The 23,302-nt window shown below is 65.0% G+C and carries 28 protein-coding genes and 2 tRNA genes; 22 read left to right on the plus strand and 8 right to left on the minus strand.

What is annotated here, in order from left to right:
* Positions 1-180: 180 nt before the first annotated feature.
* The 7 genes from AKJ13_RS15215 (at position 181) to AKJ13_RS15245 (ending at position 4,141) form a co-directional block, all read left to right on the plus strand.
* Positions 181-873, plus strand: coding sequence for a glycoside hydrolase family 108 protein (locus tag AKJ13_RS15215; RefSeq protein ID WP_064774628.1), 693 nt, complete (start codon positions 181-183; stop codon positions 871-873).
* A 3-nt stretch (positions 874-876) separates the two neighbouring features.
* On the plus strand, positions 877-1,356 hold the full coding sequence (locus AKJ13_RS15220) for a 3TM-type holin (protein ID WP_050734105.1): 480 nt from the start codon (positions 877-879) through the stop codon (positions 1,354-1,356).
* The gene (locus tag AKJ13_RS15225; RefSeq protein WP_050734106.1) at positions 1,357-1,749 is read left to right on the plus strand and encodes a hypothetical protein; all 393 of its coding nucleotides are present in this window, start codon (positions 1,357-1,359) and stop codon (positions 1,747-1,749) included.
* Positions 1,746-2,033 carry a hypothetical protein gene (locus tag AKJ13_RS15230; protein ID WP_050734107.1) on the plus strand — a complete coding sequence of 96 codons (288 nt, stop codon included), beginning with the start codon at positions 1,746-1,748 and terminating at the stop codon, positions 2,031-2,033. Before AKJ13_RS15225 ends, AKJ13_RS15230 begins: the two co-directional genes overlap by 4 nt.
* Complete coding sequence (locus AKJ13_RS15235) at positions 2,030-2,578, plus strand: hypothetical protein (protein ID WP_050734108.1); 549 nt, start codon at positions 2,030-2,032, stop codon at positions 2,576-2,578. The genes AKJ13_RS15230 and AKJ13_RS15235 overlap by 4 nt, the downstream gene beginning before the upstream one ends.
* Positions 2,579-3,470: 892 nt before the next feature.
* Positions 3,471-3,704, plus strand: a complete 234-nt coding sequence (locus tag AKJ13_RS15240; protein WP_050734109.1) for a hypothetical protein — start codon at positions 3,471-3,473, stop codon at positions 3,702-3,704.
* 206 nt (positions 3,705-3,910) lie between these two features.
* Positions 3,911-4,141 carry a hypothetical protein gene (locus tag AKJ13_RS15245; RefSeq protein WP_050734110.1) on the plus strand — a complete coding sequence of 77 codons (231 nt, stop codon included), beginning with the start codon at positions 3,911-3,913 and terminating at the stop codon, positions 4,139-4,141.
* A gap of 67 nt (positions 4,142-4,208) precedes the next feature.
* On the opposite strand, the gene AKJ13_RS15250 is transcribed toward AKJ13_RS15245, so the two are convergent.
* Positions 4,209-4,532, minus strand: a complete 324-nt coding sequence (locus AKJ13_RS15250; protein ID WP_050734290.1) for a hypothetical protein — start codon at positions 4,530-4,532, stop codon at positions 4,209-4,211.
* A gap of 391 nt (positions 4,533-4,923) precedes the next feature.
* Between AKJ13_RS15250 and AKJ13_RS31380 the strand changes: the two genes are divergently transcribed.
* A complete protein-coding gene (locus AKJ13_RS31380; RefSeq protein WP_144426261.1) occupies positions 4,924-5,433 on the plus strand; it encodes a hypothetical protein in 510 nt (169 codons plus the stop codon).
* 119 nt (positions 5,434-5,552) lie between these two features.
* Here the strand turns inward: AKJ13_RS31380 and AKJ13_RS31385 are convergent, their stop codons facing one another.
* Positions 5,553-6,491 carry a hypothetical protein gene (locus AKJ13_RS31385; RefSeq protein WP_210166722.1) on the minus strand — a complete coding sequence of 313 codons (939 nt, stop codon included), beginning with the start codon at positions 6,489-6,491 and terminating at the stop codon, positions 5,553-5,555.
* A 330-nt stretch (positions 6,492-6,821) separates the two neighbouring features.
* On the opposite strand from AKJ13_RS31385, the gene AKJ13_RS15255 reads away from it, so the two are divergent.
* Together AKJ13_RS15255 and AKJ13_RS15260 are read left to right on the plus strand one after the other, a co-directional pair.
* Positions 6,822-7,025, plus strand: coding sequence for a hypothetical protein (locus AKJ13_RS15255; RefSeq protein ID WP_050734111.1), 204 nt, complete (start codon positions 6,822-6,824; stop codon positions 7,023-7,025).
* 228 nt (positions 7,026-7,253) lie between these two features.
* Entirely contained in the window at positions 7,254-7,742 is a 489-nt protein-coding gene (locus AKJ13_RS15260; RefSeq protein WP_050734291.1) for a hypothetical protein, read from the plus strand.
* A gap of 185 nt (positions 7,743-7,927) precedes the next feature.
* Here the strand turns inward: AKJ13_RS15260 and AKJ13_RS15265 are convergent, their stop codons facing one another.
* The 4 genes from AKJ13_RS15265 to AKJ13_RS15280 form a co-directional block, all read right to left on the minus strand.
* Positions 7,928-8,110 carry a hypothetical protein gene (locus AKJ13_RS15265; RefSeq protein WP_007565065.1) on the minus strand — a complete coding sequence of 61 codons (183 nt, stop codon included), beginning with the start codon at positions 8,108-8,110 and terminating at the stop codon, positions 7,928-7,930.
* A gap of 4 nt (positions 8,111-8,114) precedes the next feature.
* On the minus strand, positions 8,115-8,306 hold the full coding sequence (locus AKJ13_RS15270; protein ID WP_050734112.1) for a hypothetical protein: 192 nt from the start codon (positions 8,304-8,306) through the stop codon (positions 8,115-8,117).
* Positions 8,303-8,560 (minus strand): hypothetical protein, encoded by a 258-nt coding sequence (locus AKJ13_RS15275; protein WP_050734113.1) that lies wholly within the window; start codon positions 8,558-8,560, stop codon positions 8,303-8,305. Before AKJ13_RS15275 ends, AKJ13_RS15270 begins: the two co-directional genes overlap by 4 nt.
* Before the next feature lie 79 nt (positions 8,561-8,639).
* Positions 8,640-8,729 (minus strand) — tRNA-Ser (locus AKJ13_RS15280).
* A gap of 168 nt (positions 8,730-8,897) precedes the next feature.
* Here AKJ13_RS15280 and AKJ13_RS15285 point away from each other — a divergent pair.
* The 10 genes from AKJ13_RS15285 to AKJ13_RS15330 all read left to right on the plus strand — a co-directional run bounded on the left by AKJ13_RS15285 (position 8,898) and on the right by AKJ13_RS15330 (position 19,719).
* Positions 8,898-8,971: transfer RNA gene (locus tag AKJ13_RS15285), tRNA-Gln, on the plus strand.
* A gap of 250 nt (positions 8,972-9,221) precedes the next feature.
* A complete protein-coding gene (locus AKJ13_RS15290; RefSeq protein WP_050734114.1) occupies positions 9,222-9,587 on the plus strand; it encodes a hypothetical protein in 366 nt (121 codons plus the stop codon).
* A 39-nt stretch (positions 9,588-9,626) separates the two neighbouring features.
* Complete coding sequence (locus AKJ13_RS15295; protein ID WP_050734115.1) at positions 9,627-11,009, plus strand: PepSY domain-containing protein; 1,383 nt, start codon at positions 9,627-9,629, stop codon at positions 11,007-11,009.
* Between the two features lie 25 nt (positions 11,010-11,034).
* A complete protein-coding gene (locus AKJ13_RS15300; protein WP_064774629.1) occupies positions 11,035-11,424 on the plus strand; it encodes a DUF2946 family protein in 390 nt (129 codons plus the stop codon).
* A 66-nt stretch (positions 11,425-11,490) separates the two neighbouring features.
* Positions 11,491-13,803: a TonB-dependent receptor gene (locus AKJ13_RS15305; RefSeq protein ID WP_050734116.1), complete on the plus strand. Its 2,313-nt coding sequence runs from the start codon at positions 11,491-11,493 to the stop codon at positions 13,801-13,803.
* Positions 13,804-13,922: 119 nt separating this feature from the next.
* Positions 13,923-14,900 carry an ABC transporter substrate-binding protein gene (locus AKJ13_RS15310; RefSeq protein WP_050734117.1) on the plus strand — a complete coding sequence of 326 codons (978 nt, stop codon included), beginning with the start codon at positions 13,923-13,925 and terminating at the stop codon, positions 14,898-14,900.
* Positions 14,897-16,930 carry an ATP-binding protein gene (locus AKJ13_RS15315; protein ID WP_050734118.1) on the plus strand — a complete coding sequence of 678 codons (2,034 nt, stop codon included), beginning with the start codon at positions 14,897-14,899 and terminating at the stop codon, positions 16,928-16,930. The genes AKJ13_RS15310 and AKJ13_RS15315 overlap by 4 nt, the downstream gene beginning before the upstream one ends.
* Positions 16,927-17,325, plus strand: coding sequence for a response regulator (locus AKJ13_RS15320; RefSeq protein WP_050734119.1), 399 nt, complete (start codon positions 16,927-16,929; stop codon positions 17,323-17,325). Before AKJ13_RS15315 ends, AKJ13_RS15320 begins: the two co-directional genes overlap by 4 nt.
* Positions 17,322-18,587: an adenylate/guanylate cyclase domain-containing protein gene (locus tag AKJ13_RS15325; protein ID WP_050734120.1), complete on the plus strand. Its 1,266-nt coding sequence runs from the start codon at positions 17,322-17,324 to the stop codon at positions 18,585-18,587. The genes AKJ13_RS15320 and AKJ13_RS15325 overlap by 4 nt, the downstream gene beginning before the upstream one ends.
* 145 nt (positions 18,588-18,732) lie before the next feature.
* On the plus strand, positions 18,733-19,719 hold the full coding sequence (locus AKJ13_RS15330; RefSeq protein WP_050734121.1) for an ABC transporter substrate-binding protein: 987 nt from the start codon (positions 18,733-18,735) through the stop codon (positions 19,717-19,719).
* 242 nt (positions 19,720-19,961) lie between these two features.
* On the opposite strand, the gene AKJ13_RS15335 is transcribed toward AKJ13_RS15330, so the two are convergent.
* A complete protein-coding gene (locus tag AKJ13_RS15335) occupies positions 19,962-20,648 on the minus strand; it encodes a response regulator transcription factor (protein ID WP_050734122.1) in 687 nt (228 codons plus the stop codon).
* Between the two features lie 425 nt (positions 20,649-21,073).
* Here AKJ13_RS15335 and AKJ13_RS15340 point away from each other — a divergent pair, with 425 nt between their 5' ends.
* Positions 21,074-21,937: a hypothetical protein gene (locus tag AKJ13_RS15340; RefSeq protein ID WP_144426263.1), complete on the plus strand. Its 864-nt coding sequence runs from the start codon at positions 21,074-21,076 to the stop codon at positions 21,935-21,937.
* Between the two features lie 42 nt (positions 21,938-21,979).
* Here the strand turns inward: AKJ13_RS15340 and AKJ13_RS15345 are convergent, their stop codons facing one another.
* Entirely contained in the window at positions 21,980-22,540 is a 561-nt protein-coding gene (locus AKJ13_RS15345) for an STM3941 family protein (RefSeq protein ID WP_050734124.1), read from the minus strand.
* 196 nt (positions 22,541-22,736) lie between these two features.
* Here AKJ13_RS15345 and AKJ13_RS15350 point away from each other — a divergent pair, with 196 nt between their 5' ends.
* Positions 22,737-23,006 carry a hypothetical protein gene (locus AKJ13_RS15350; protein WP_050734125.1) on the plus strand — a complete coding sequence of 90 codons (270 nt, stop codon included), beginning with the start codon at positions 22,737-22,739 and terminating at the stop codon, positions 23,004-23,006.
* The last annotated feature ends 296 nt before the right edge of the window (positions 23,007-23,302 follow it).

Here is a 23,302-nt window from a genome sequence, read left to right on the forward strand (position 1 = left end):
TCCGCCGCTGTGTATGGTTTGATACAAAATCAAAACTGATTCCGATCGACGTGCAAAAATTGATGTCGCCGGTTTGTGATTGAATTCACGGCCGCTATCAATCGTGCAGTGCAATATTGATATTTGTTGGCACTGATATCGGCCGCTGACCGGCCCAACTCCTGACATCGTGAGGATCACATGGCAGCCGCCAACTTCGAGCGGGCGCTGGCGCTCGTGCTCGTGCATGAGGGTGGGTACGTCGATCACCCGGCGGACCCGGGTGGTGCGACGAACCTTGGCGTCACCATTGGCACCCTGTCGGACTGGCTCGGGCGGCCCGCCACCAAAGCCGAGGTGAAGGCGCTCACCAAGGCGGCCGTGGCGCCGATCTACCGCCGTAATTACTGGAACGCCGTGCACGGCGACGAGCTGCCGTCCGGGGTCGACTACTGCGTCTTCGACTTTGCGGTGAACTCGGGCAAGGGCCGGGCGATCCCTTCGCTTCAGCGTGCGCTTAGCGTGGCGGACGATGGGAAGCTCGGTCCGCTGACGCTGGCGGCCGCTGCGTCCAAGGATGCCGGCCAGACCATCGAGCGGATCTGCGCCGACCGCATGGCCTTCCTGCGGCGGCTCTCGACCTGGTCAACGTTCGGCCGGGGGTGGAGCGCCCGTGTCGAGGGCGTCCGTGCCGAGGCGATGGCCCTCGCTGCCTTCGCGGTTCCGACTGTCTCCGTCGAGACGAAGCCCCTTGCGCCACCCGCACCGCGCAATAGCGGCTCGCCGGTCATTCCTGTGGTCCCGGCCGGCCCGACCGTTCAGGCCCAACCCGGCTTCTTCGGCCGGATCCTGGCCAACCTGCGCACCAATCTCCCGCCCACGAAGAAGAGCTGATCCATGGCCGCAGGTATCATCGGGGCCCTCACTGCCGCACCCGCGGTGATCGAGGGCATCACCAACATCATCGGGCGCTTCATCCCGGATCCGGGGCAGCAGGCGCAGGCGGCGATCGAGATGCAGAAGCTCGTCGCCGACCGCGAGGCTGCCGTCGCTCAGTCCGCCGCCGAGATCGCCAAGGCCCAGGCAGAGACCAACACAGCGGAGGCCCAGAACCCGTCGATGTTCGTGGGCGGTTGGCGGCCATTCGTCGGCTGGGGCTGCGGCGTAGGCCTGATCTACGTAGCCCTCGTGCAGCCGCTCCTGGCGTGGCTCACTGGCATCGTGAATGCGGCGCTCTCGATCGGCATCCCCATGCCGCCGGTGCCGCCGTCCGAGGTGCTGATGACGGTGCTCACCGGCATGCTCGGGATCGCCGGTCTGCGCTCCTACGATAAGCAGAAGGGCACGGCTGCGCCCGCCATCGCACCGAAGCGCTGATTGCTCGTGTTCATCACCGAAGCGCACGCGCAGGCTGCCGAGGCTATCAAGGCAGCGTCCGATGCCGGCGATCTTCTGCTGCAATACAAGGTGCTCGGCGCGGTGTGCGTCATCCTTGGGCTGGCAGTCGCCTTCCTGTTCTGGAAGCTGGATCGGCTCAGCACCTCGATCATGCGCGAGGTAGTCGCGGCCCTCCACGCCAACACGGCCGCGACGGTCGCCGGCAACCTCACGATCACCGCCCTAACGACCACGCTCGAGGCGACGGACGACGGTGTCGAGAAGCTGTCGCACCAGACCGAGCTCGCCGCTCAAGCGGCAGCCTCGCGCGGCGTCGAGATCCTGAAGAACCAGGAAGAGATCAAGCGACGGCTGGAGGGGCGGCCCTCATGACGTGGAAGTCGGTTCTCGGGCTCGTGCTGCCGGCGGCGCTCCGAAAGGACGTGCACGCGGAATTCACGCGCGCCGTGGCGGCCAGCGTCCACGCCAACAAGACCCGGCGCCGGGCCCTCGTGCAAGTCACGATGGCCGCCGACAGCCGGGCCACCTCCATGGAAGCCACCATCCACCGCATCGAAGGGCGATCCGGCGATCGTCTGACGGACCGTCCGAAGGTTGGCGAGGCTGCCTTCAAAGTTGCCGAGGCCACGCGAGAGCTGCTGAGAAAATCGCGATGAAGGCGGTCACCGAAATCCTCCGCAGCCGCACGCTGTGGGTTGGGCTGGTCCTGATGTTTGGGTTCTGGGCGGTTGTCCCGTGGGTGCCGATCAAACCTCAGAACGAGTTTTTGCGCATTGGTCGGACACTTGTCGCGATAGCCGTCTCCATCGCGTTCCTGCCCGGCATCGTGAAGGCGCTGCGCACGCCTTGGCCGTCCTACAGCGGGCAGCTCATCCTCGGCATCGTCCTGTCCTGGTTCGGCGTCGCCGGCTCGGCCGGGTGGGTGCTGATCTGGGCATCAGGTGGTCAGCCACAGTGGATGCTCGACTCGAACATCAACGGCTGGTTCCTGTGGCTGCAGATCCTCGGGGGCACTCTGCATCTGACGGCCAAGCACAGTGTCGAGGAAGACATCCCGCGGCCGAACTGGATCCGGCTCGGGATTGCCGTCGCGATCGGGGTGCTCGTCGGCATCGGGTTCATGGCGAGTGCGCCGGACATGCACAGCCTCGCTGGAGCGCTGAAGCCTTGGTTCGCTGAGCATCCGAACGTGCCGGACTGACCGGGAACCACCACCCCGCCCACCGCGTCTCCCGTCTCTCTGGCGAGAGACCTACCGAGCCCCGGCCAGCCCAGCGCTGCGTCCGGGGCTTTCTTTTGGCTTCGGTCGCGGTATGGTCCCCGCGATTTCCGATTCCCCCTTGGATTCGAGATCACAACCTTCAGCCCCGCCGGCAGCCGCCGCGCGGGGCTTTTTCAGGTTGATGGCCCATTTAGAAAGTTTGGATCATTCAGGTGTTCGGCCACACCCGTGATCAGATCAAGCGCGGCCGAGCCGGCGATCACCGGAGCGTTCCCGTGATTTGGATTGCCACCAGCGCGCTGCCTTCAGCCGAGGCGCTCTTCTTGGTTCGAAACATGATTGGCAATGGATGCAGCTGCCAACGAGGGCAACACGCATTTGTCCAAAGTTCGATTTTTTGATTCCATTTACCATTATGACGTCGATAATGAACAATATCATCACCAGAAACGTATGCTTACACATATATCTCCAGTTCGTAGAGATTTGAAATGGCAGCCTATTCAATCTTTCTCCGAAAAATAAATCGAATATCGCCTCGAAGACCTCAGATGTTGGTGTACGATGTTCACAACAAAAGGGAGGCACAGTCCATCGTTTCAAGCATCGCCGAGGCCTATCCGGAGCACGGAGTGAGATCTGCCACGGGCGCGCACTGGTTTTGCTTTGAAGGAGATATGCACGAGATTTATGCTTGGACGCATCGGTAAGTCACGGCATTTTGAGAGCTTTGCGCCTCGGTGTGTTCTCGCTATACTATAAGCCGAGCATGTCTGACCCAGCGTCAGGCATGCTTATTTCAAAAATGAGTTGGTGAAGCACTTTTTGTATCGCATTAGCGACCGAAACGCCGCCAAAAGCGTTTGCGGGCATGTCTGATATCGAGTCCCCGCACCATCGACGGCTCGCGACGCTGAAGCAGCTGGCGCTGGAGCTTCAAATGCCCGTGGAGGCGTTCCTGAACGACCAACCCGAGGGCGAGGTGGGTGATCTGCTCACGCTGATGCGCCTCTGGGTGGCAATCAAGGATAGCCCGGGACGGCGTCGGGTTATCAGCGTAGCTCGGCAGGAGGTTGCGCGAACTGGAGACAAAGGCGCCCGCTGAACTCGTTGGCGGCGGGGCCCAGTCAAGAATGCGTCATTCAACTGGCGACTAAGGTATTACTCGACGCCTGAAAACAATTCAGCGCGTCCCTGCTCAGCCCGCCTGGTCCACCAGAGCAGGATTTTTGTGGGTGATCGGTCTGCAAACGGACGGAAACAGACCGTTCGGTCAGAAGTTTCTGTGATGAGATCAGGACGGAGGCGCGGGTGCCGCGTTACTTCTTCGATACTTTCGACGGTGTCTTCGTGAGCGACGAGGAGGGGTTCGACCTCCCCGATACGAAAGCCGCAGCGGAGGAGGCGACCGCATCGCTTCCGGATTTGGCCAGATCCCTGATCAACCGTTCGGGAAGCGGGGCAGTCAGCGTCACAGTCCGCGATGAGTACGGACGGCGCATCTTCTGCACGGGCATGGCGATCGAACAGCAGTGGCTCTAGCTCGGATGCTCCCCCGCCCCGTGAGCAGATCGGGGCGGGGCCGAGCGGATCACTCGATGCGAGAAGGTTACTCCGACTTCCGGTGGCCGCGCCCGTGCTGCTCCTTTTCGGCGCCGGCCGCAGCTGCAGCCTCCTTCTCAGCCTTGCCCACTGTCGCCGAGCTCGTAGCCGCGTCGCTGGTCCCGCCTGCCGGTGCATTCGATGCCGCCGACTTGGGATGCCCCTTGCCCTCGGTCGTCGACTCCGCTTTCCCACCTTCGAGGACCTCGGGGTGGCCTGCGTCGGCCTTTGCACTCCCGGCCTCTTGGACCTCGGCGGCCTTCTGTTCCTTGGCGCTCATCGTGCTGTGGCGCTGGCCATCGCCGCGCTGTCCCTTGGCTGGGTTCGACATCGTTCTCCCCTCCATCGTCGTCAGGCGGCAACTGCGTGTGCCGCTGACGGTTCGGAGGAAAAGCCAGCGTGCGACGAAAGGCCGAGCGCTCACCGTCGGGGGAGCGGCGCACACCGCGAATGACATCGGCCCGCCCGGCCCAGCGCCGCGGCGGGTTTTTCGTGCTCTGACGCTTTCATTCACGCACGCCTTCGGAAGCGCAAACAGCTTCTGCAGCGCCAGCCACTTTTGAATGAGATTTTTGTTTGCGGCTGGTTAGAAGGAACCGACTATAGCCTCTGGACAGGGGACAACGCATCGCCGCTCTTGGCAGCGCCGCTTTGACAGTCCCCGGGCAAGCTGCCAACTTCTTGACAAGCGTAAAGTTAGTTGCATAGACTGGAGAATATAAGTGGATAATGTTTTCTGGTACGGCATTGCTATTGGCGCGATTCTCAGTCTGATAGCATCGATCGCCGCTAATTTGCTCAACAATAAAATACAAATCGCCTTCGACCGGGGACGGCGAACTATCTCACAGAGAAGATTAAATAAATTAAAGTCAAATTATAGACTTATTAGGGGATTGAAATCTGGCAGGATAGACAAAACCTCTTTCTTCGTCATTGGCTCCACAATATCGATATTGAGCTTTCAGATTTCCATTTTCGCGGTATCCTTTGCTTTGTATCTGGCAAATAAATATTCGATGAAAGACTTAGATGGATTTTCCGGACTCGATCTCAAAGAGTTGGCGCGCGAACTTCCGGCCCTGGCTTTGTTGACGGGAGGCATTGTACTATCTGCTATGGGATCGGTCATATTCACCAAAATTATCCTTGTCGCGTCTTACTTAGATAGATTTGATGTATATGAGACCGATCTGAAACGTACTTATCCGCAGATATTCGCAGACGAATAATTCAAGTATATCATAGGATCGCATCCGCCCCGCGAGCAGATCGGGGCGGGGCCGAGCGGGTCGAGGCCACACACCGTTAAGTATCTGTCTTAGCGCATAATCCGTAGCGAATACTGATATTATGAAATAGCAGCGCTTGTTGCTGAGACCTCTCGAAAAATAACCAACGGCGTTACGCCGAAGAAATTTTGCGACCTACCTGCTAAACTGCGAGCTACGGAATTTATCCTAGCTGCTACTGATCCAATCATTGTTCCGGAATGCTCGGCTACTACATCGCTTAATGTTTGCGGCTCGGGATTATCGGGAGTGGGCTCTTGATCTGGATCTGGGAAGGCATCCAAAATTCCTATTAAAGTCCAGTCGCCGCGTACTATGGGCCCGTGCTTCAACGCCAATTCAGCGCTGGGATTAGATAAGAAATTATCCGCAAGGGTGCACCATGCAGTGAAGTTGCTTCCAACCAGATGAGCTTGAACAGTATCTGGTAGAAACCCTACAACTTCGCTGAATGCATCAAATACCTTGTTGCGTTCAGCTTGGGAACCCGCTAGGTGCTGGATTGCCCCTTGACGCATAAGGTTCTTGATATAATTGACCTTCAACGCAGGCTTGGCCAAACTTACATCAATAACCGCAAGTTGTCCCTCTAACTGAATAAACGATCCTAGTCGTGTATTCCAGATATCTTTGTGCAATAAATTATGTTGAGTGAGATAATCTAGCAAACGACGAGCGTTCGACCAAAGCGGGTCGAAAGTGAACTCAGCGGAGTCCCTAGCATCAGTCCCTATTGAGCTATCGTAGGTTCCGGCGCCAGTCATGACATGAGGAATGGATACGCTGCCCGTTGCAGCTCCTCGCGTGCTTTCGTTCCGACCTGTTGATTGCGTGGCCTTAACTGATTGCCTAACGCCGTACTCGTCAAATTGGGCCAGAAATGATCCTATCCTTCGGACATCTTGGTAGATGAAGTCATAGACGGAATCTCGCGGTTGGTCCTCGTAGGGCTCCTCTGAGCCGCTCTCTTCGTTCTGCGGCATCTCGCTTGATGGCATCCGCTTCCTCGAGGTTCTTGGCGAAAACGTGCGACAGCTCCGGCGTTTTCGGCAGCGGACGCTGGGGAATGTGGTCGGGGCGAGGTGGCGCTTTACGGTCGGTCATAGGGTTCGGCCATTCCACTTGGTTGCTCACGTCCGAGCGGTTTCGGCTGATCTCCATGCGCATGTGTATGGTGAGGTGCGTTCGCTTGACAACAGGTGAAAGATGAAGCTTCCGGCTGGCATGTCAGCCAGTCCCACCCCCGTCGACCTTCCGCCCGCCGTTGCCACCTGGCGCGATCAGCTCGAGCGCTTTGAAGCCGTCATCTACCCATGGCATGTGATGCCATGACCTACCGTGTTGAATTCCGCAGAGACGGCGCTGTCATCGGCGAGGCTGAGGGCTTCGAGGATCGAGTCGCCGCCAAACGGCTCGCGGAAGCGGAGATCGTCCAACGTGACGCCGAGATCGCGCTCGTGATCGACGTGGACGGCACTGGAATCGAGGTCGCGTCCATCAGGCTGGATGCCATGAGGTGGGACGACGAGTAAGCGCTGCACAAGGTCGCTTCTCCTGCCACCGGACGAAGTCTGGGCAAACCTAAGAGCCGCCGATCTGGGAGTTCGCGGCGACGGTCGATCGAAGCGCCTGATCGGGCTGGCGTTCTCCGGCGCGATCCACAGCCCTCCACCGGCATCGCGCGAGCCAGAGCCGCGCTCCGCTGAACCAGGCGCCCGGATCTGGCATGTTCCGCCTTCGTTCCAGAACGGAGGGAAGTGGTGCCGGGGCTCCTGCGCGATATTCAGCCCGGTCGGGTCTATGTGGATTGCTCGTCCTGCAAGCGGTCCGGCCGGTACACCGTCGCCAGCCTGCGCGAGCGGTTCGGTCCGGACATGTCGACCCTCGATGTGCTGCGCACCCTGACGGCCTCGTGCCGCTATCAGCGCCCGCCCGGGTCTCCGCCGGCCCGGAAATACGAGCACCTGTGCCTGGCCGCGATCACGCTGCCGCCGCCCGTGCGTCCTACCATCCCGGTCCCGCCCGGCGTGCCCTACACGATCGAGGTCTGGACCGAGACCGGCGGCCGCATCGAGGCGCAGCTCGCGGTGATCTACCCCATCGCCATGGCGCGGGTCGCGTTTGAGACGGCCTGCGACCTGTGGCCCAAGCACGAGGTCACCCTTCGGGATCGCTGCCGGATTGTAGCGCGGCGAGAGCGGCCGGAAGCGCTCGCCACCGCGGAAACTGCCGCCGCCCCTCCTCCCTGATCGTCAAGCCGTCAGCTTCAAGGCGGGTCAGCACCAGGGCCGCTTCGCGTCCCCGCTCCCGGCCTGGAATGCCGGCGCGCTCGGCGATCTGCACGGCGGTCAAAGGCTCAGGTGCCAGAACTGCCAGGATCCGTGCCCGAGTGTCCTTGCGCGGCCGGGCGCCGGTTCGTTCGATCCGCATCGCGCTACTGCAGCCGTCCCACGCCGCCGTTCAGGCCGAGCACGATGGCCCAGGCCAGCAGGTCGCCAGCGGTGATAGGCTCGCCTCCATCGACGCGCCAGTTCTCAAAATCGTCGTCGGGCTCGACGGTGTGGCCGCGGGACGTGAGGACGGTCACGGCCTCGGCGATCGGATCCTCCTCGAGCATGCGGCTATGCGGACGCTACGATCATTCGGTTCCGCGCCTCCATCATGCGCTCCTCGTCCGGCTGATCGACCATGTCCGCGGCGACCTTCTCGACGATCTGCCGCGTGGCCGCCTCGTCCAAGCCGAGGCCGCGGGCGAACCCATCGAGCCGCCGCATCATATGCTGGACAGCGATTCGGTCCGCCGGCTCGGTCACCCCTTCACCGGATGCGCCAGCAGGATCGCGGTGCGGACCATGTTGCGCTTGTAGGCCTCGCGATCGGTGAGGAGCGCATCCTGGGAGGCTTTGTGATTCGCGACCGCCGCGACCAAATCGAGCACCCACCCTTTTGCGAGCGGGTAGGCCTCACTCGCGAGGTCAGCGAGCACCGCGTCGACCGCGGCGGTAATTTCGTCGTCGGTGACGTCGGAGGTCTTGCGCAGCTCAGAGACGGTGGGGTTCGCAGCCATCAAGTCCGGTTCGCTGGTGGGGCAGATGGTGGGGTAAACCGACGTCCGACGCCAATTTACCTGTGCCATCAACGCCGGCTGGCGGAAGGGGTGGGATTCGAACCCACGGTGGAGTTGCCCCCACGGCGGTTTTCAAGACCGCTGCCTTAAACCACTCGGCCACCCTTCCTAGCCGCAGAGGCGGCGTCCCGGTTATGGACGCCCCGGGCGCCGCGTCAACCGCAGAACGCACGGTTGACCTGTCGCGGCATTCCGCATATCTCACCGCCCACGCCCGGGGCCACCAAGCCGGCACGGGCGCTGTCCGGTCGCGTGGGTTATGGATCGACCGGCCTGTTGGGGGATAGTTTAACGGTAGAACGGTGGACTCTGACTCCTCTAGTCCTGGTTCGAATCCAGGTCCCCCAGCCACCTCACGTCAATCACATCGATAGCGAGACCGCCGGACGCAGCTGAGCGTCAGGCGTGGGATGCGTACGCACCTCGCTTGGCTGTGCGGTGCCGCCTCACACCCGCGCAGCATCACCGAATCGTTCGGATCGCGTTTCGGCAGAGCGGCGGCGCCCGTCACCTTTCCTGGCAATCAACCTCGTGGCCCGGCCTCATGAATACGCCTGCGCCCCGTTGACGGTGGGCGGCGGCGATGCCTAACAGAAGACCCATGCGCCGGTGCCTGCCCCAGACGGTTGAAGGCCGCGCGATCATCGGGATGGTCGCGCTCTACGCGCTGCTGCTCCAGGCCTTCCTCGGCTTCGCCACACCGGCCCACGCCTTCGGATCTCCCGGGGCGGTTCTGTGCGCCGAGCACACGTCCGGCGCGCCGGAGGATGGTCCAGCCCCGCTCCACGCCCATCCATGCTGTACCCTGGTGCAGGTCACCGGCGTGGCGCTGCCGGCATCGGCACCGGTTACCGTCGCCTGGCCGTTCGCACCGTCCCTGCGCCTCGTCTGGCGCGCGGAAGCGGCGCATCCGAAGACCGGGCCGCCACTCACAGCTACCAGCGCCCGAGGTCCGCCGTCCGCCTGACGATCCCGCTTTCCGATCGTTCAGGCCCGGACCAATCCCATGTCGATTCTACTGCACGGCAGCGCCCCCGCGTTTGGGGCCGTCACGGCTCTGCGCGCCTCCCGCGAGGCGGTTTATCGCGCCGTGTGGCGCTGGCACTTCTACGCCGGGCTGCTGTGCCTGCCGTTCCTAATCACCCTCTCGGCGACCGGCGCGGTCTACCTATTCAAGAATGAGATTAACGGCAGCCTGTTCGCCTACCGGACCCGCGTGGCGATTCAGGCCACGCCGCCGCTCGGGCCGGACCGGCTGATCTTCAACGCCCTCCAAGCCGAGCCGGACGGGGTGCCGCTCTCCTACACGGACCCGTCCGCACCCGACGCCTCGGCCCTGGTTACCCTCTCGGAAGGCGGTCGCAAGCGTCTCGTCTACCTGGACCCCTATACCGGATCGGTGCTCGACCGCGTCGACCGCGACGGCGAGTTCATGATGGTCGTGCGCGGCCTGCACAGCCTCAGCTATGTCGGCGCCTTCGCGAACGCGGTGATCGAGGTGGTGGCGGGCTTCGCCATCATCCTTGTGATCACGGGCGTGTATCTGTGGTGGCCGCGCGGCCAAGTGGGTGGCGTCGTGAGCCTGCGCGGAACCCCGCGTCGCCGGGTCTGGTGGCGCGACCTGCACGCCGTGACCGGGTTCGTCGCCGGCGGCGGTTTGCTGTTCCTGGCGATCACCGGACTGCCTTGGTCGCTCTGGTGGGGGCAGCAGCTGCGCAGCTGGTCGAACGCCGCGGGCCTCGGCCAGCCCGCGATTCTGTGGGCCGGCCGGCCGGTCTCCACGGTGCCGATACGCGCGCGGCTGCCGGATGCCGGCTGGACCCTGCAGGATGCGCCCGTGCCGCGCTCGCAGCCGTCCGGGCGGGCGGCGGAGCCCCTCGGGATCGATCAGGCGGCCGCGATCCTGGCGCGGCTCGGCATGCCGCGGGGCTACGAACTGGCGCTGCCGGTCGGCGCGGACGGCGTCTACGCCGCGGCATCCTATCCCCACGACGTCGCCCAGCAGCGGATGATCTCCCTCGATCAATATACCGGGGCGCCCCTCGTCGACGTGCATTTCGCCGATCTCGGGCCGGTCGGTCGCGCGATCCAGTACGGGATCGGCATCCACAAGGGCGAGCATTGGGGCCGGGCCAACCAGTTCGCCATGCTGGCCTTCTGCCTCGCCACGATCCTGCTCGCCGTCACCGCCGCCACGATTTGGTGGAAGCGCCGGCCGGTCGGCGGACTCGGCGTCCCGCCCTGGCCGCGGGATCGGCGCGTGGTCGTCACCGTCACCCTGGTGATCGCGGGCCTCGGTGCGCTGTTTCCCCTGACCGGCTTGGCGATCCTCGGCATGATCGGCCTCGACCTCGCCGTGCAGGCCGCACGCGGTCGCTGGGCGGTCTGATCCCCGGCCGACGGGCTCGAGGCCCGTGTCGACCGACGTCGATCCCCCGTGCAGGCGGTCGGGTCCCCTCGGGGCCGGACTGATCCTGCTCGCCCTCTGGATGCAGCTGCTCGCGCCGATGGCAGCCCTCCGGATGGCGCTGGCGGCCCCCGACATGCCCGGCGCGATCCTGTGCGGTCACGCGCCCGGGGGTGACGCGATTGCCGCCTCCGCGGATCGGCCGGTGGCGCCCCACGACTGCGACGTCTGCCGGCTGTGCCGCGCCGGCATGGTCCCGCCGCCCCTTCCGGCGGTCCCGGCCGCGGCGCGCCTGCTGCGCTGGACCGCGCCGGCCTGGCCAATCCCCCCACTGTCGGATCCGAGGCCGGCGCCGCGCGTCGTCGGCCAGCCCCGCGCGCCGCCCCTTGCCGCCTGATCCCGGCTCCTCCCCGTGCGGCCGCCGCGCCGTCCGGCCCGTAGATTGATCAGACGAGAAATTGGGATGTCGATTCACCAAGCCGCCGCGCGGTTCGGAAGATTGGCGCTGTTGGTGGCCGGCGGCACGCTGCCCGCCTCGGCGCAGCAGGCCGTCACGCTGGACGAGCTGTCCGTGGAGGGCGAAGCCGCGCCCGGCGCGGGCTGGACCGCCATTGCCGTCCCGTTCGGCGTGGGTGCCCCCCAAGGCTCCGCGCCCTCGGTCATCGAGAACCCGGTCGGCCAGGTCGTCACCGGGATCGGGCGCGAGAACACCATCGCCAATCGGCCGGCGACCAGCATCGGCTCGGTGCTCGCAAACAGCCCCGGCGTCACCGTCCGCCAGGGCAATGGCGGCCGCGACGTGATTATCTCGATCCGCGGCAACAACGCCCGCTCCACCGGCGTCATCAAGAACACCGTCGTGCTGGAGGACGGGTTCATCCTGACCCAGGCCGACGGGGCGTCGCGCTTCGACCTGACCGACTCGCGGGCCTATAGCCGCATCGATGTGTTCCGCGGCCCGCAATCGCCCCTGTTCGGCAACTACGCCACGGGCGGCGCCATCGCGTTCCGCACCCGCACCGGCCGGGAGATCGACGGCTACGAGATCGGGACCGACGCGGGCAGCTTCGGCTACATCAGCAATTACTTCACGGTGGGCAAGGCCAGCGGGCCGTTCGAGATCAGCCTGTTCGCCAGCGACGTCCGGGCCAACGGCTACCAGGACCATTCAAGCTACGATACGCAGACCATCAACCTGCTGGCGAGTTACACGCCGACGCCGGACAACCGCTTCACTCTGAAGGTGATCAACAACAATCTCGACGCCAATCTCGCGGCCCGCTCCTCGCTGGCGCAGTATCGGATCAACCCCTACCAGCGGAGCTGCGCCGCGGCCGCGAGCGCGGCGCCCGGCTGCACCACCTTCGCCCTGTTCGGCAACGGCGCGTTCGGTGCGACCGTGCCGGTGACCGCCGACGAGGGCGGGTTCGGGCGCAAGGACCGGCGAACCATCGTGGCGGCGCGGTGGGAGCACGATATCGACGCGTTCACGACCTGGCGCACGCAGCTCGGCTTCGACGAGCGGAACTTCAACCAGCCGTTCTACACGACCTCGTCACAAGGCTCCTTTCCGTCATGGAATTTCCTGAGCGACGTGACACGCCGCGGCGACCTGTTCGGCCTCCCGGCCGTGGGCTACGTCGCGCTCGCCTACAGCACGATCGACACCCACATCGCCACCTACAACCGCGCCCCCTATGGCGGGCCGCGTCTCGGGGCGCTGATCGGTATCCAGGACGCGGTCCAATCCAATCTTGGCGGCCGGGCCCGCCTCGAACTCGCCCTGTCCGATCAGTGGACCGGCGTGCTGGGCATCAGCGCCGAGAGCACGGCCATCACCGGTCGCAACCTGGCCTATAGTTACAGCGCCAGCGGCACGACCCGCACGGTGGCGGATGCCGACCGGACCTTCCTCAACGTCGCCCCCGAACTCGCCCTGGTCTACCGGCCGGACGAGGCCTGGGCGTTCCGCGGCCGGGTCGCCACCGGCTACACCACCCCGGCGGCGAGCAACCTATTCGTCACCCCGGCGGGGCTGCCCGGCAACAACACCCAGCTCGAGACCCAGGAGAATCTCGGCTTCGATCTCGGCGCAGACTGGAACCCGACCGAGACCCTGCGCCTCAGCGTGACCGGCTTCTACGAGTTCTTCCGCAACGAGCTGGTCTCGCAATCGCCGGGCGCAGGGCTCCAGACCTACTTCTTCAACGCGCCGGCCTCCGAGCATCGGGGCCTCGAGGTCGGGGGTGACTGGGCCTTCGCGCCGGGCTGGCGCGGAACGCTGGCCTACACGTTCGATGATCAGATCTACACGCGCTACACGGAGCAGCTGAGCGCCGGCAGCCTGACCCGCCGGTTCGACCGGGCGGGCAACCAGATCCCGGGCGTCCCGGCCCATCAGCTCCTGGCGCGCGTGGGCTACGACGTTCCCGCCGGGCCGCTCGCCGGTCTCGGAGCCTTCGTCGAGACCGTGGTGCAGGGCGATTTCTACATCGACAACGCCAACCTGCTGAAGGCGCCGGGCTACGCGATCGTCAACGCCAACGTCCACTACGCCACCGAGCTGACCGGCGGCTACGCCAAGCGGCTGAGTCTCTATCTTGAAGTCCGCAACCTGTTCGACACGACCTTCGCGGCCTCGGCGCAGAACTTGGCCAACTCGATCAGCGGCGCAACCGGCCTCCAGAACGGCGCCGGGGTGCTGGCCACCACCACCGGCTCGGTATTCGCGGGTGCGCCACGCAACATCGTCGGGGGGATGCGTCTGGCATTCTGATAACCGCGTCCACGGGTTCGCCGTGGTGCGGTGGCCGGGCCTGCACTAAGCTGCCCGTCCGAGCGGCGGGGGTGTCCGGGTTTGAGTCGTGATGACGGAAAAGCCGGCGCGGTGATCGGATGAGGCGGCGGACCATCATCGCCGGCTTGTCCTGGGCCGCGGCCGGCTGGCCGCTGGCTCCGTGGGCGCAGGAGCAGCCGCGCGTGGCGACGCTCTGGCCGTTCGTGGATGGAGGCGCCGAGGGCCGCTCGCTCGCGCACACGTTCCGGTCGGCCCTGCGCGATCACGGACGGACGATGCTGCAGATCGATGATCGCTGGGGCGGCGCGAATGTCGAGCGCACCCGCGCGCTGGCGGCCGAGATCGTGCAGTCGAACCCGCAGGTGATCTTCGCCTTCCTCAACGCGCAGCTGTCCGCATTGTCCGCCCTGACGAAGACGATCCCCATCGTCTTTGTCGGCGCCTCCGATCCGGTCGCGTCCGGCTACGTCGCCAGCCTGCAGCGGCCCGGCGGAAACATCACCGGCTTCACCCTGTACGAGGCGTCGCTGGCGGGGAAATGGCTGGCCGCACTCCGGGAGGCGGCGCCGACGATCCGCCACGTCACGCTGCTGTCCAACCCGAACACGGAGGTCCGGCGCGGCGCCTTCTACTCGGAAGCGCTGACGACCACCGGGGCGGCCATCGGCGTCGAGATCGAGGTGGTCTTGGTGACCACCGCCGACGCAATCGATCCGGTCGTCGCAGGCCTCGGCCGGCGGGGGGATGCCGGGCTGATCGTGGCGCCCGGCACCTTCAGCGAAGCCAACGGCGACCGCATCGTCGCCCTGACGGCCCAGCATCGCGTCCCGACGGTCTTCGCGATCCGGCGCTTCGCCCACCGCGGCGGCCTGATGTCGTACGGCCCTGACCCGGCCGACGCGGTGCGCCGGGCGGCATCCTACGTGGATCGCATCCTCCACGGCGAGAAACCCGCGACGCTCCCGGTTCAAGCGCCGACGAAGTTCGATTTCATCGTGAACCTCAAGACCGCGCGCACTCTGGGGCTGACCATCTCGTCGGCGCTGCTCGCCCAGGCGGACGAGATCGTCGAATGACGGCGCGTGATGCGGCTCCGTCCCAGGGGAGCACAGCCGCCGAGCGCTTCCGCCTGCCACTCGCGGCGAAGTTCGCGGTTGCCTTCGTCGGGCTGGTGACCCTCGTCCTGCTGATCAACGGTGCCGTCGACCTGTTCCTGAATTACGGCGACGCCAAGCGGAACGCGATCGAGGTCCAGCGGGAGAAGGCGCACGCCGCGGCGGAGCGGGTCGAGGCCTTCATCTCCGAGATCGAGAGCCAGATCGGCTGGACCACCCGGGCCGAGTGGCGCCGGATCTCCCCCGAGCAGCAGCGCTACGACTTCATCCGGCTGCTGCGGCAGGCCCCCGCCATCACGGAGGTCGCCTATCTCGATCCGGGCGGTAAGGAGCAGCTGCGGGTCTCGCGGCTGGAACCGGACGCGGTCGGCAGCGGCAAGGATTTTTCCGCGGCGCCGGCCTTCACCCAGGCGATCGCCGGAAAGGTCTGGTTCGGTCCGGTCTACTTCCGGCGGGGCTCCGAGCCGTACATGACCGTGTCGGTGGCCCATGCCGGACGCGACCCCGGCGTGACGATGGCCGAGGTCAACCTGAAGCTGATCTGGGACGTCGTCAGCAGCATTCACAACGGCTCGGGCGGCTACGCCTTCGTGGTCACCGCCACGGGCCGGTTGATCGCCCACCCGGATCTGAGCCTGGTTCTGCGCGACACCGACCTGTCGAGCCTGCCGGAAGTGGCGGCCGCCCTGTCCGCACGCGGCTCCGCGGGCAACGCGGACGCGGCCGATTACGAGATTGCCACCGCGTTGGACGGCGGTTCAGTGCTGGCGGCCCATGCCACCATCCCGCGCGTCGACTGGATCGTCTTCGTCCAGCTGCCGCTTGGCGAGGCCATGGCGCCGCTCTATGCCTCGATCGTTCAGACCCTGTCGCTGATGGGGCTCGGAGTGATGCTCGCGACGGTGGCCGGGACCTTCCTGGCCCACCGCATGGTTGTGCCGATACGGCAGCTCGAGGACGGCGCGGAACGCTTCGGATCCGGGGACCTCTCGGAGCGCATCGTGATCCGCACCGGCGACGAGATCGAGACCTTGGCCGACCGCTTCAACCTTATGGCAAGCCGGGTCCAGGAATCCTACGAGACCCTGGAGGCCAAAGTCGAGGAGCGGACCCGCGACCTCAACACCTCGCTCGAGGATCTCCACAAGGCCCAGAACCGGCTGATCCAGTCCGAGAAGCTCGCCTCCCTGGGACAGCTCACGGCGGGCATCGCGCACGAGATCAAGAACCCGCTGAATTTCGTGAACAACTTCGCGTCGTTATCGTCCGAGCTGGTCGACGAGCTTCAGGAGGTGTTGCAACCTGCAAACCTGGACGCGAAGACCCGCGCGGAGGTCGACGAGATCGCCGATCTGCTCAAGGGCAACCTCGGCAAGGTCGTGCAGCACGGCAAGCGCGCCGACTCAATCATCAAGAACATGCTGCTGCATTCCCGCTCCGGATCCGGCGAGCACCGCCCTGTCGAGATCAACGCCCTGGTCGAGGAGAGCCTGAACCTCGCCTATCACGGTGCCCGGGCGGCGCAGCCGAGCTTCAACATCACCCTCGTGCGCGATTATGATCCGGTGGCCGGCTCTGCCGATGTCTACCCGCAGGAGCTGACCCGCGTTCTCCTGAACCTGATGTCGAACGGGTTCTACGCCACCGAGAAGCGCAAGGCGGCCGGAGCCGAGCCGGGCTACGAGCCGACCCTGTCGGTGACCACCCGCGATCTCGGCGACAGGGTCGAGATCCGGGTCCGGGACAACGGCACCGGGATCCCGGACAGCGTGAAGGCCAAGATGTTCGACCCGTTCTTCACCACCAAGCCGGCCGGCGAGGGCACGGGCCTTGGCCTGTCGCTCAGCCACGACATCCTGGTGAAGCAGCATGGCGGGTCGATCGATGTCGGCACCGAGCCCGGGCAGTTCACCGAATTCACGATCACGCTGCCCCGCGATGGCGCGACGCATGCGCGCCCCAACATCGCCCCAGCCAAGAGCGAGCCATGAACGTCCTCATCCTCGTCGTGGACGATGAGCCCGACGTCACCGACCTGTTCCGGCAGCAATTCCGCCGCGAGCTCCGCGCCGGGCGCTTCGCGATGCAATTCGCGCATTCGGCCCCCGAGGCGCTGGCCTGCGTCAAAGCTTCGGACGGTGCAAGCCTCATCCTCATGTTCTCGGACATCAACATGCCGGGCATGACCGGGCTCGAACTCCTGCCGCTGGTGCGCGAAGCGCGCCCCGATGTCCCGGTGATCATGATCACGGCCTACGGCGATGCCGAGACCCGCCAGAAGGTCCTGGCCAGCGGTGCTGTGGACTTGATCACCAAGCCGATCGATTTCGACCTGCTGCGGACCGAGATCGAGAGCCGCCTCGCCTCCGTCGCGGGGCCGGCATGACCTCCGACCTGCCGCCCGCCAAGATCCTGGTCGTCGACGACGAGCCGGATCTCGAGGCGCTGATCACCCAGAAATTCCGGCGCCAGATCCGCGGCGGCCAAGTCACCTTCCTGTTCGCCCATGACGGGCACGAGGCCCTGGAGCTGCTCGGCGCGAACCGCGATGTCGACCTGGTCGTGTCGGACATCAACATGCCCGGCATGGACGGGCTGACACTGCTCGCCAAGCTGCAGGAATCCGACGACAAGCCCTCGACCATCATCGTCTCGGCCTATGGCGACATGGCCAACATCCGTACCGCCATGAATCGCGGGGCTTTCGACTTCCTCACCAAGCCGATCGACTTCACCGATCTCGAGACGACGATCGAGCGGACGCTCCGGCACGTCGGGAGCCTGCGCGAGGGGCGCCGACGGCAGATGATGGCCGAGCGCGCACACGCTTCGCTGGCGCGGTACTTCTCGCCCAATCTCGCCGAGCGCCTGGCGGGGGACACGTCGGGGCTGGAGCTCGGGGGCGTTCGGCGCGAAGTGGCCTCGCTTTTCACCGACATCGCCGGCTTCACCGGGCTCGTGGAGAGCCTGGACCCGGCCCAGCTCGCCGAGATCCTGAACGGCTACTTCGCCGAGATGACCGATCTCGTGTTCGCCCACGAGGGCACCGTCGCCAAGATCGTCGGTGACGCGCTCCACGTCCTGTTCGGGGCACCGGGCGACCAGCCGGACCACGCGGCCCGAGCGGTCGCCTGCGCGCTATCCCTCGATACGGCCTCAGAGGCGTTCCGGGCCCGCTGGCGGGATCGGGGGATCGAGATCGGCGCGACGCGGATCGGCGTGCATGCCGGGCCGGCCATCGTCGGGAATTTCGGCGGCGGCCGCTATTTCGACTACACGGCCTACGGCGACACCATCAACACCTCCGCCCGCCTGGAGAACGCCAACAAGGCCTTCGGCACACGGATCTGCGTCAGCCAGAGCGTGGTGATCCGGGCCGAGCAGTTTCGCGGCCGACCGGTCGGCGACCTCCTCCTGCGCGGGAAGCAGGGGGCGCTGCGCGCCTTCGAGCCGCTGACCGAAGAGGAATATGACGGCGAGACGCTGAGCCGCTACCTCGACGCCTTCGCCAAGCTGGAAGCCGGCGAGGCCGGTGCCATGCCGGCCTTCGCGGCGCTGGTCGGATTGCGGCCCGACGATGCGTTGTCGGCCTTCCATCTCAAGCGGCTGCTCAACGGAGCCTCCGGAACGCGCATCGAGGTGCGCTGAACACGATCGCACCCTCGACCCGCCGGCCGCGATGGCGGACACTCGAGGTCCCCTGCCCCATCCGCCGAGCGCCTTGCAGGATGCCCTGTCCTACGACCTGCCAAAAGCACGACCACCCAGGCCCCCGCGCACCGAGGGCAGCCGGATGAGACGCCGCGATGTCCTCGCGAGCCTCGGTGGCGCGGCCGCTTGGCCGGCAACCGGATGCGCGCAGACCCCGGCGCGTCGCCGGCTCGGTATCCTCCTGGTCTACGGGGAGAGCCATCCCGACGTGCCGATCATCGTCGATACGCTCAAGGACAGCCTGGGGCGGCTCAACTGGACTTGGGGCCAGAACCTGACGGTCGACCTGCGGCTGGGCGACGGCGATGCCGAGAAGATGCGCCGGCAAGCCAGCGAGCTGCTGGCGGCCAAACCGGACCTGATCTTCTCGCAGGGCGTCGTCGGCACGACCGCCGTCAAGCAGGCCACCACGACGACCCCGGTGGTGTTCATTCAGGTGCAGGATCCGGTCGGCGGCGGCTTCGTGACCAGCTTGGCGCGGCCGGGCGGCAACCTCACCGGCTTCAGCAACTTCGACTACACGTTCGTCGGCAAGTGGCTGCAGCTTCTGAAGGAACTCAGCCCGAGCGTGACGCGGGCGCGCGCCATCATCAACCCGGATTATCCGACGCGCTTTGCCGGTTACGCCGCCGAACTCGCACGGACCGGCCCGGGTCTCGGTATCCGGGCCGAGGCCAGCGGCGTGCACGATGCCGCCGAAATCGAGCAGGCGGTCACCCACCTCGCCGCGGAGCCCCAAGCCGGCCTGATCGTGCTGCCGGATGCGATCACGGGCGTCTACAGCCGCCAGATCATCGATCTGACCGCCAGGCTCCGGCTGCCCGCAGTCTATGCCTACGCGGCACAGGTCCAGCTCGGCGGTCTCGCCGCCTACACCACCAGCGTGGCCCGGGACGTGCAGCAGGCCGCCGGCTACATCGACCGGATCCTGAGAGGGGCCGCGGTCGGCGACCTGCCCGTGCAGGCGAGCGAACGCTTTCTGACCGTCATCAACCTCAAGACCGCGGCAGCCTTGGGCTTGACGATCTCGCCCTCGCTCCTGGCGAAGGCCGATGCGTTGATTGAGTAGGGCGCGCTGGAGCGCGCGAGCGCGGTTTCGCCGCGGCGCGCAGGGAAGATCGGCGTTCCCGAATGGATCGCGCCATCGGACGACGCCACCGACCTACACCGTGCAGGCACCGTAAACCGCGAAACGGTGTCCGTGCGTGGTGTGCCTCGGATATCCCGTGGCTTCGGCTCCCGCTCCCCGTCGACAGCGGGGGACGGCCGGGCAAGGGATCCGCCGTCCTTCGAGAATCCGGTCGCGCTCGATCAGCTCACGAACGCGTATCCGAGGTAGCGACGGACCTCGATCGGATCGAAGCTCAGCTTTTCACGGAGCTTCTTGCGAAGCTTGCTGATGTGGCTCTCCACGACGCTCTCATCGACGTCGCTCGTGAAAGCACCGTAGACGGCGTTGAAGACCTGTTCCTTCGTCAGCCTGCGGCCGCGATTGCGAATCAGAAGTTCGAGGATCTGCCGCTCGCGTCGCGGCAGGGCGATCTTCTCCCCGTCGATATCCGGGTCGCGGCCGTCGAAATACACTCTCAGCCGCTCGGTCCGATCCGCGGCTTCCCGGGCGGTCGCATGCTGTGAGCGCTGTGAGCGCCGCCAGACCGATTCAGTCCGGGCCATGATCTCGCGCACGTGGACCGGCTTGCGGACGACGTCGTCGATGCCGGCCGTGAACAGGTCCAGGGTCTCGGTCAGGCTGCGCGTCTCGATCATGGCAATGATCGGCGCCCGGGACCGTTTGTGGATGAGGTCGGGGAGGCTGGATCGCTGCGCGCAATCACCGAGGAGGAAGCCCTGGACGGCGTCCAGATCCGGTTCTTGAGCCGTCTGCAGCCAGCCCTTGAAATCGGATGCCAGTAGTCCGACCGCGGATACGCCTTCTCTGCTGAAGCTCGCAACGTAACCGTCGGTCACCATCGACCGCTCATCCATGACGACGTACACTACCTCGGCACTCCTCTACTAACCGATGCGGACCGAATGGCCTGATCACGCTGACGTGGTCGCTCCTTTACGTCCCGCTTCTGATCAAACCGCTAAGGACAAAGATTAAAAATTGATATGAAATAGATTTATGCTGCGTTTATGGCATTTTTCCGTCCGGTTATGGGTGCTTATGAGTCATGTTCCGGCCGAATTGGGATCTTCTGCATGGGTATCGAGTGTATTTTCGATCGATTTTCTATCGATTTGAATTTTTTAACTCTCGAAAGGCTCCGCTGAATCGATATTCGGACCCTGAATGAGATGGACCACGGCCCGTTCGGCGAAACATGTTGGCATCGGGGGAATGCCCTCTGGGCGCAGGGACAGGCCAAAGCTTACGCGGGCCGCCGATGACGGTAGTAACCTCGGCGGAGCCTGCGTAAGTGTACGCGATGCCTTCGCTCGATCCACCGCCTCCCAACTTTCCACGCGTCGTGATGGGCAACGCGGGGTGGCGCTTTCTGGGCGACGGTAACAATTTCTCCCTGTCGCAGATGGTGGGCCTGATCCGCGCTTCGGCCAGCGTCACCCACCAATGGTCGAACGTCCTGCGTTCGAGAACGGCCCGCTACGGTTCGCGGACCAAGACGTTCATCATGCCGGAGAAGACCTGCCTCTATCAGAGATATCTGCCCGACAATTTCCATGTAACGCCAAAGAGATTTGCGACGTTTCTCGCCAATGTCGGCTGGGCGCATTACATCTTTTACGACCACGTCAAGCAGCAGAATGCCGGTGACTTCTATCACCAGGGCGATAACCACACGACGGCGTATGGCGGCTATGAAGCGTCGCGCGAGATCGTTCGGACCTTGGGTTTGGATACGGACGCCTTCGAGCCGACCTGGTCGACGAGACCCGTTGCGAGCTTCGACCTCTTCGAACCGGGCGAGGACCATCCGACCCTGAGCGAACGCGTCATCGCGAACGGCCCGAGCTTGGCGGTCACGACCAACGGCCTCCAGAACCGGGGATGCGTGACGCGGATTGTCAATCCACAGGGCGCCGCTCATCGCCTGCTGATCTTCGGCGACTCGTTCGCGAACCTGTATCTCTGTTACGGCATCGCCCTGTACGTCCGGGACGTGACGTTCGTGCATTCCGTAGCCTTCGACTACGAGATGATCGAGCGCTATCGGCCGGACTTCATCGTCGGCGAGATCGCCGAGCGGTTCCTGATCGAAGCCCCGGCCGAAGGGGCGTCGCTCGCGGCGACCTGCAGAGCAAGCTCGTGGACGACGCGCTGAGCCCCGCGGAGGCCGCGCAGTTCATAACCAGCTACGAGCCGTTCAAGGATCTCTACGGGCCGGCGATGGTGCCGACGCTCCAGGAGATTCAGCGCAGGTTCGGCCCTGCGTGACCGCCGCGGCCAATGCCGGGAAGCCGCCGCGCAGATCGGCGGCGGCCATCCAGTAGCCGTACGGCCCGAACGCCCGGTTCACGCGCGCCATACGTCGTGCCCAGTTAGTCCAGGGCAGAGCCGCGTCGGCGTTCGGATCCACCTCAAGGACCAGCATGCGCTGCCGCTGGATCTGCACGGGCGTGATCGCGCGGATCGCCTCCCACGGGATCCAATCCGTCGACAGCCTGCGATCAAAGATCCCGCGCGACCCGACGGACACTACCGGGCCAGGCTGAAACAATTTCGGGAGGAGCAGGACCGCGCAAAGACCGAAGAGGGCGATGCTTCCGTATGCCACGACCTCGGTGAAACTGCCCGGTGCCGCGGCGCGCCGCCCGTTGCCGGGATGGGCATAGAGCATCCCGAGGCCGACGGCGACGAAGCCGCAGCTGGCCGCGAGCAGCCCAACGATGCGCAGGGGCGAGCGCCGGATGTCGATGCTGTTCACGGATGTCGCTCCGATCGACCTCGAGCCCCGATAGCAGATCCCGCGTGTGACGGGTCAGAAAGTAATCCCGCGTTTCCAAGCGCCCGCTCGAGAAGCCATATTCCGCAGATCTGGTGCCATGGCGGCGGTCATATTAATTTACGGAACCTGCTGCATGACCAGGTTCGCGCCGATACGATCCTACAGAGGGGCGGCGATGCCTGATCTCCGCTGGGTCACGGGCCCGGTCCACTGCACCGACCTCGTGGACGCGTTCGGCAAGGTGTTCGGCTATGTCGGACCGTGTTCCATCGGTGCCCGCGGCTACGTCGTTCAGGCAGGCTCGGAATGGCCGCCGAGGCCCGCAGCTTTCACGGACCACGCGCATGCCGATGCAGCGCGCCTCTGGGTGGAAACCGAGGTCGCCGCGCGATCCGTCCGTCCGATCCGCCTTATCCAAGACAGGGAAGCGGCGGAAGACACGTGAGCATCACGGTGACGCCGCGCAGCCGCGCCCCCCCCCGGATACAATCGGCGTGAAGTGCGGGGAGCACGCAAGCAGCCCAGTCGAGCATGCCGCCCAGATGTGGCGTGGTCCGACCGAGGACGCGGGTACAAATCCCACTCCCGGTCGATTGCTTTCAGAACTTGCTGAAAATGCGCCGGTGGCGCTCCCAAGGGGACCGCGCCGAGTCTAAGATATCAATACCTTAGACTAAGGTGGGACCCGGAAGTCTCGCACGGAATCATTGGGTTTTTTGCCTCTGGGGTCCCACCGATTCG

This window comes from Methylobacterium sp. ARG-1 (genome assembly GCF_001262595.1).
Taxonomy (GTDB): Bacteria; Pseudomonadota; Alphaproteobacteria; order Rhizobiales; family Beijerinckiaceae; genus Methylobacterium; species Methylobacterium brachiatum.